This window comes from Streptomyces sp. NPDC052687 (assembly GCF_040678395.1).
GTDB lineage: Bacteria > Actinomycetota > Actinomycetes > Streptomycetales > Streptomycetaceae > Streptomyces.
In genome coordinates, this window is the sequence record NZ_JBFATR010000016.1 from 118,233 (window position 1) to 124,593 (window position 6,361).

General features: G+C 72.3%; 5 protein-coding genes. 2 read left to right on the forward strand and 3 right to left on the reverse strand.

What is annotated here, in order from left to right:
* Positions 1–67: 67 nt before the first annotated feature.
* Positions 68–910, reverse strand: coding sequence for an inositol monophosphatase family protein (locus AB0K92_RS16510; RefSeq protein ID WP_365923377.1), 843 nt, complete (start codon positions 908–910; stop codon positions 68–70).
* Between the two features lie 165 nt (positions 911–1,075).
* A complete protein-coding gene (locus AB0K92_RS16515) occupies positions 1,076–2,953 on the reverse strand; it encodes a gamma-glutamyltransferase (protein ID WP_365923379.1) in 1,878 nt (625 codons plus the stop codon).
* A gap of 250 nt (positions 2,954–3,203) precedes the next feature.
* Between AB0K92_RS16515 and AB0K92_RS16520 the strand changes: the two genes are divergently transcribed.
* On the forward strand, positions 3,204–3,872 hold the full coding sequence (locus tag AB0K92_RS16520) for a hypothetical protein (RefSeq protein ID WP_365923381.1): 669 nt from the start codon (positions 3,204–3,206) through the stop codon (positions 3,870–3,872).
* Positions 3,873–3,887: 15 nt separating this feature from the next.
* Here AB0K92_RS16520 and AB0K92_RS16525 read toward each other — a convergent pair whose 3' ends face one another.
* A complete protein-coding gene (locus AB0K92_RS16525; RefSeq protein ID WP_365923383.1) occupies positions 3,888–5,414 on the reverse strand; it encodes an NCS1 family nucleobase:cation symporter-1 in 1,527 nt (508 codons plus the stop codon).
* Positions 5,415–5,693: 279 nt separating this feature from the next.
* Here AB0K92_RS16525 and AB0K92_RS16530 point away from each other — a divergent pair, with 279 nt between their 5' ends.
* Positions 5,694–6,254: a hypothetical protein gene (locus AB0K92_RS16530; RefSeq protein WP_365923385.1), complete on the forward strand. Its 561-nt coding sequence runs from the start codon at positions 5,694–5,696 to the stop codon at positions 6,252–6,254.
* Positions 6,255–6,361 lie beyond the last annotated feature (107 nt).

The window sequence follows — 6,361 nt, forward strand, 5'->3', positions numbered from 1 at the left end:
CTGGACTTTCAGGATATGCCGCGGGACTGCCACTCCCCCGCGGCGGGGCCAGGCGGCGGACCGCTCGTCACGGCGAGGCCAGCAGGGCGGCGATCCGGCGGGCCGTCGCCGCGTCGCGGGCGGCGGTGAACGGCAGGTCGTTGCCCCCGGTGATGCGGAACGGCTCGCCGGTGCGGGTCAGATGGGCGCCGCCCGCCTCCTCGACGAGCAGCAGGCCCGCCGCGTGATCCCAGGCCGCCTCCCAGGAGAAGGCGACGGCGTCGGACTCGCCGCGGGCGACGGCCAGATACTCCAGTCCGGCCGAGCCGCACGGGCGCGGGGCGACGCCCTCGGTGCGCAGGGCGAGCAGGGCCCGCTTCTGTTCGTCCGTGGTGTAGTCCGGGTGGGAGGTGGCGACGCGCAGGTGCCGGCCGGGCGTGGGCGGGCCCGCGTACAGCCGCTCGCCGTCGAGGAAGGCGCCCTGTCCCCTTACCGCGGTGGCGAGTTGATCGCGGGCGGGCGCGAACGTCCACGAGGCGTGCAGCACGCCGTGCCGGGCGAGCGCGACGAGGGTGCAGAAGCCGTCCTCGCCGTGCACGAACTGCCGGGTGCCGTCGACGGGGTCGACGATCCACACCGGCGCGTCGCCCCGTATCGCCTCGTAGGTCGCCGGGTTGGCGTGCACCGCCTCCTCGCCGACGACGACCGATCCGGGCAGCAGGGTGCGCAGCGCCTCGGTCAGATGCAGCTCCGCCTTGCGGTCGGCGTCCGTCACCAGGTCGTGCGGGCCGCTCTTCTGGTCGACCTCGTGCGCGGCGAGTTGCCGGAAGCGCGGCATGATCTCCGCGGCGGCCGCCTTGCGGACCGCCTCCTCGACGTCGGACGCGTGCCGGGCGAGGAATTCCTCGATGGTTCCGCTCTCTTCGATCATGCCTCCATGAGAGCACGCGCCACTGACAATCCCCACCCGGCCGGTGCACTCCCGATGGAATCGGGATGAACCCGCCGGCTCGGGAGCCGTCACCGGCGGTCGGAGGACAGCGGCCGGTCAGCGGTCAGCGGCCGGAGGACGCCGTCAGCGGCCGGAGGACGCCGGTCAGCGGCCCACCGCGTACCCCTGCATCCCGCGCGGATTCGCCGCCGCCGACAGCACACCGCTCTCCGGGTCGCGGGCGACCGCGCACAGCCGCCCCTCCGACCAGGCGTCACCCACGGTGACGTGATGACCACGCCGCCGCAGCTCGGCGACGACCGCGGGGTCCGTGCGCGACTCCACCGTCACGCTGCCCGGCCGCATACCGCGCGGGAAGAAGGAGCCGGGGAAGCTGTCCTGGTGCCAGTTCGGCGCGTCCACGGCGCCCTGGAGGTCGAGCCCGCCGCGCACCGGGGAGCGCAGGGCGACGGCCAGGAAGAAGTGCAGCTGCCACTGGTCCTGCTGATCGCCGCCGGGAGTGCCGAACGCCAGCACCGGGACGCCGTCGCGCAGGGCGATCGACGGGGTGAGGGTGGTGCGGGGCCGCCGCCCGGGGGTGAGGGTGTTCGGCAGGCCCTCCTCCAGCCAGGTCATCTGGAGCCGGGTGCCGAGCGGGAAGCCCAGCTCGGGGACGACGGGGTTGGACTGGAGCCAGCCGCCGCTGGGCGTGGCCGCGACCATGTTGCCCCAGCGGTCGACGACGTCCAGGTGGCAGGTGTCCCCGCGGGTGGCACCGTCAGCGCCGACCACCGGCTCGCCCGGCGCACGGGACGCCGCGCCCCTGCCCGGCTCGCCAGGTTCACCCGGCTCACCCGGCACCGGCGAGGCGCTCAGGGCGACCGTCGGCTCCCCGGCACCCGCCGCGCCGCCGGCCCGTGCCGCGGCGGCCTCCACGCGCGCGTACCGGGACAGCCGGGGCGCGCGCCCTTCCGGGCTGCCGGGCCGCAGCTCGTACGAGGCCCGCTCCCCCACCAGGGCGCGCCGCCCGGCGTTGTACGCGTCCGACAGCAGCGCGTCGAGCGGCACCTCGGCGGCGTCGCCGTACCAGGCCTCCCGGTCGGCCATGGCGAGCTTGGAGTTCTCGATCAGCAGGTGCAGGCAACCGGCGGAGCCGTACGGGGGCAGGTCGGGCGGGAGCAGGGCGAGCTGCTGGAGCAGGACCGGGCCCTGGCTCCAGGGGCCGGCCTTGCACACGGTCCAGCCGTTCCAGTCGTAGGTCACGGGCGTCTCGTAGGACGCCGACCAGCCGGCGAGGTCGTCGGCCGTGAGGGTGCCGGTGTGGTGCTCGCCGCTGGTGTCCAGGGTGGGGCGCCGCGCCTGCCGTATCAGGGCCTCGGCGATGAAGCCGGTGCGCCACACCTCCCGCGCGGCCTCGATCTGCGCCTCCCGGTCCCCCGCGCGGGACACCTCGGCGAGCAGCCGCTTCCAGGTGGCGGCGAGGGCGGGGTTGCGCAGCAGCCGACCGGGGCGGGGCGGCTCGCCCCCGGGCAGGTAGACCTCCGCCGACGAGGTCCACTCCGTCTCGAACAGCTCCCGCACGGTCGCGACGGTCGCGCCGACGCTCTCGACGGGCGGGTGGCCGTGTTCGGCGTAGCCGATGGCGTACTTCAGGACGTCGGCGAGGGACTTGGTGCCGTGGTCGCGCAGGAGCAGCATCCAGGCGTCGAACGCGCCGGGCACGGCGGCGGCGAGCGGCCCGGTGCCGGGGACGAGGTCCAGTCCGAGGCCGCGGTAGTGCGCGACCGTCGCCCCGGCGGGCGCGACCCCCTGCCCGCACAGCACCCGCACCTCGCCGCCGGCCGGGGCGAGCAGGATCGGCACCTCCCCGGCCGGTCCGTTGAGGTGCGGCTCGACGACGTGCAGCACGAACGCGCCCGCCACCGCCGCGTCGTAGGCGTTGCCGCAGTCCTCCAGCACCGCCATCGCCGACTGGGAGGCCAGCCAGTGGGTGGAGGACACCATGCCGAAGGTGCCCTGGAGCGTGGGCCGGGTGGTGAACATACGGCGTCGCACCTCGCTTCCGCGGAGTCGGTCCCAGGTGACCGGATCACCTGGTCGCCCGCAGGCTATCGATCACCGCGGGCGGACACACGGGTGACATAACCGGGCATACAACGCGCCGTCGGTGAGCCAGAGTTACCGCCCGGGCACGCAGCGAGTTGGCACTTCCGCCCCACGGGGACTCATGTGACACTGTCGTCCCGTCCGCAGTGCGGACTCCCTCCGCACCGACCCCCACGAGAAGTGCGCCGTGCGTTCTCTTCCCCTGCCGCTCGCCCTCACCGCGCGCCTGACCCCGGTCGCGGTGCTCGCCTGCGCGGGCTGGGCTCTGTCGTCCGGTCCCGAGGCGACCACCGCCACCCAGGACAAGGCGCCCGACAGGACCGGGACCCGGTCCACGTCCGCGCCCTCGACGACAGCGGCGCCCAAGACGTACACCGAGGCCCCGGCGCCCTGCGACAGCCTGCCCGAGAAGACGGTCACCTCCCTCGTGCCGGGCGCCGGGCCGGCCGGGAAGGAGCTGCCGTCCACGGACACCTCGGTGCGCCGCACCTGCTCGTGGAACGCCCTCAAGGGCTACGACTACCGCTGGCTCGACGTCTCGTTCGAGATCAGCGACTCGGACGAGAAGGCGGCGGCGCAGTACGACGCGCGCAAGGCGGAGAAGAGCGGCGGCGGGGCGGTGCCGGGCCTCGGCGACGCGGCGTACTCCGTCGTCAACCTCACCACCGAGGACAAGCAGCAGACCCGCGAGGGCGTGGTGCTGGTCCGCGCGGCGAACGCGCTGGTGACCGTGACGTACAACGGGTCCGACTTCGAGAACAAGACGGCGCCCTCCACGGACGAGATCAACAAGGGCGCCATCAAGGCGGCGAAGGCGGCGGTGGCCGCGCTGGCGGAGGCCGGCGGCACGGGCTGACCCCGCGGCACGGCCTCAGACGGCGGCCCGCTGCCGTCCCGCCCGCATCAGCGCGACGTACAGCAGCAGCGACGCCGCGAGTCCCACCGCCCAGCCGTAGTCGGCGAGCGGTTTGAGCGGCGGGATCAGTCCGTCCGCCGGGAAGGGGCCCGAGGTCACGCCCTCGGCGTTGACGGTCGAGTACGAGCCGCCGACCGCCAGCACTCCCCCGGCCGCGAAGGCCACCAGCGCCCGCCAGTTCCACCCGGCGGAGTACCAGTAGCGCCCGCCGGGCGTGTACAGGTCCGCCAGGTGCAGCACCGTACGGCGGACGATCCAGTAGTCGGCGATGAGGATGCCCGCGACCGTGCCGAGCAGCCCGCCGACCACGCCGAGCCAGGTGAAGATGTAGAACTCGGGCGTGGAGATCAGCTTCCACGGGAAGATCAGGACGCCGACGACACCGGTGATCAGCGCGCCGGTGCGGAAGGTGATGAGCCTCGGCGCCAGGTTGGCGAGGTCGTACGCCGGGGAGACCACGTTGGCCGCGATGTTCACGGAGACGGTGGCGACCAGCACGGTGACGAGCGCGAAGAGCAGCCCGAAGACGTTGTCGGCCTTGGCCGCGAGGGTCACCGGGTCCCAGATCGGCTCGCCGTAGACCACCTCGCTGCCGGAGGTGACCAGCACGGCGAGGATCGCGAACAGCGTCATCGTGGTCGGCAGGCCGAGGGACTGGCCCCAGGTCTGCGCCTTCTGGCTGGCGCCGAAGCGCGTGAAGTCAGGGATGTTCAGCGACAGCGTCGCCCAGAAACCGATCATGCCCATGAGGGACGGGAAGAACACCGGCCAGAAGTCGGCGCCCCAGCCGAGCCTCGACGGCTGCGACAGCAGCTCGCCGAAGCCGTCGGCCTGGACGGCGATCCAGACGAGCAGCGCGAACGCGCCGACGAGGACGAAGGGCGCGGCCCAGTTCTCGAAGTGCCGCAGGAAGTCCATACCGCGCAGGATGATCGCGATCTGCACGGCCCAGAAGAGCAGGAAGCACAGCCACAGCGGCCACGGGTTGCCCGCGATCCGCCCGGCGTTCTCCCACTCGCCGCCGGTGAGCTTGGAGCCGAGCAGGAAGACGCCGCTGCCGCCGATCCAGGTCTGGATGCCGAACCAGCCGCAGGCCACGGCCGCGCGGATCAGCGCGGGCACGTTGGCGCCGCGCAGCCCGAAGGAGGCGCGGGCGAGGACGGGGAAGGGGATGCCGTACTTGGGTCCGGCGTGTCCGGTGGCGAGCATCGGCAGCAGCACGATGACGTTGGCGAGGGCGATGGTGAACACCGCCTGCTTCCAGTCCATGCCCAGCGCGACCAGCCCCGAGGCGAGCGTCCAGCTCGGGATGCAGTGCGCCATGGAGATCCACAGCGCGGCGAAGTTGTACGTCGTCCAGCGGCGCTCGGAGACCGGGACGGGCCGCAGGTCCTCGTTGGCGAAGGGGCTGTCGGCGGGGAAGGCCTCCGGCGCCAGGTCTATCCGGTCGGCGGGCGATCCGTGGGGAACGGTTTCTGTCATGGCAGACCAATCGGATGAGGGACGGGACGGATCGTGGTCACGTCACTGTCACGCTCGCGTCACGCCCGGCGGGTCACGCTGATGTTGCTTCCTATGGGCCACTCAGGCCACCCCTGTCCCAGGAAGGGAAGTAGCAGCATGAATCGGCAACGTCGCCTAGCACTCCTCAGCCCTCTGGTGATCACGGCGGTGGCTTTCGCGCCCGCAGTCGCCGCGCACGCGGCCTCGCCGGGGTCCGTCCCCGCTCAGAAGGGCGGGCCGTCCTGTGAGCTCGAACAGGTGGGGAAGAAGGCCAGCCCCACGTACAACCTCGTGCTCGACAGCTTCCCGAAGAACACCCACGTGCGCGCCACGTCCGACGAGGAGACCGTCTCGGGCAAGGTGAACCGCAACGGCGACCGGACGTTCAAGAACGTGGAGTACGGCGAGTACACCGTGTTCTACAAGTCGAAGGGCAAGAACCAGAAGGTCTCGTGTGACACCCCGCCGCCGCCGAAGGACAAGGCCGGCGCCGTCGATCTCATCGACCTGGACTTCGTCAGCGCGACCCCCGCCACGGCGGACTGCAAGAACGCGATGAAGTTCACCGCCACGGGTGTCATCAAGGCCAAGGGAAAGGGCACCGTCAACTACCAGTGGGCCACGCCCGGCAAGACCCATGCGCAGGAGAAGGTCGAGTTCACGGGGCCCGAGGAGTCGAAGACGGTGACCAAGCAATTCACCATCCCCGCGAGGCCTGATGCCGCCGCCGGCTCGGAGCAGTCGAGCTTCGCGGACCTGAAGGTGACCGCGCCCTCGACGGCCTCCGCCGACGGTGACTTCAAGTTCAAGTGCGCCTAGGCCGTTTCCTTCGGATCATCGGATCGTTGGTCTGGGTGTGTCGTTGACTGACGCCCAGTGGGCACGCATTGAGCCGTTGCTGCCGGACCGGACCCCTCGGCGGGGTG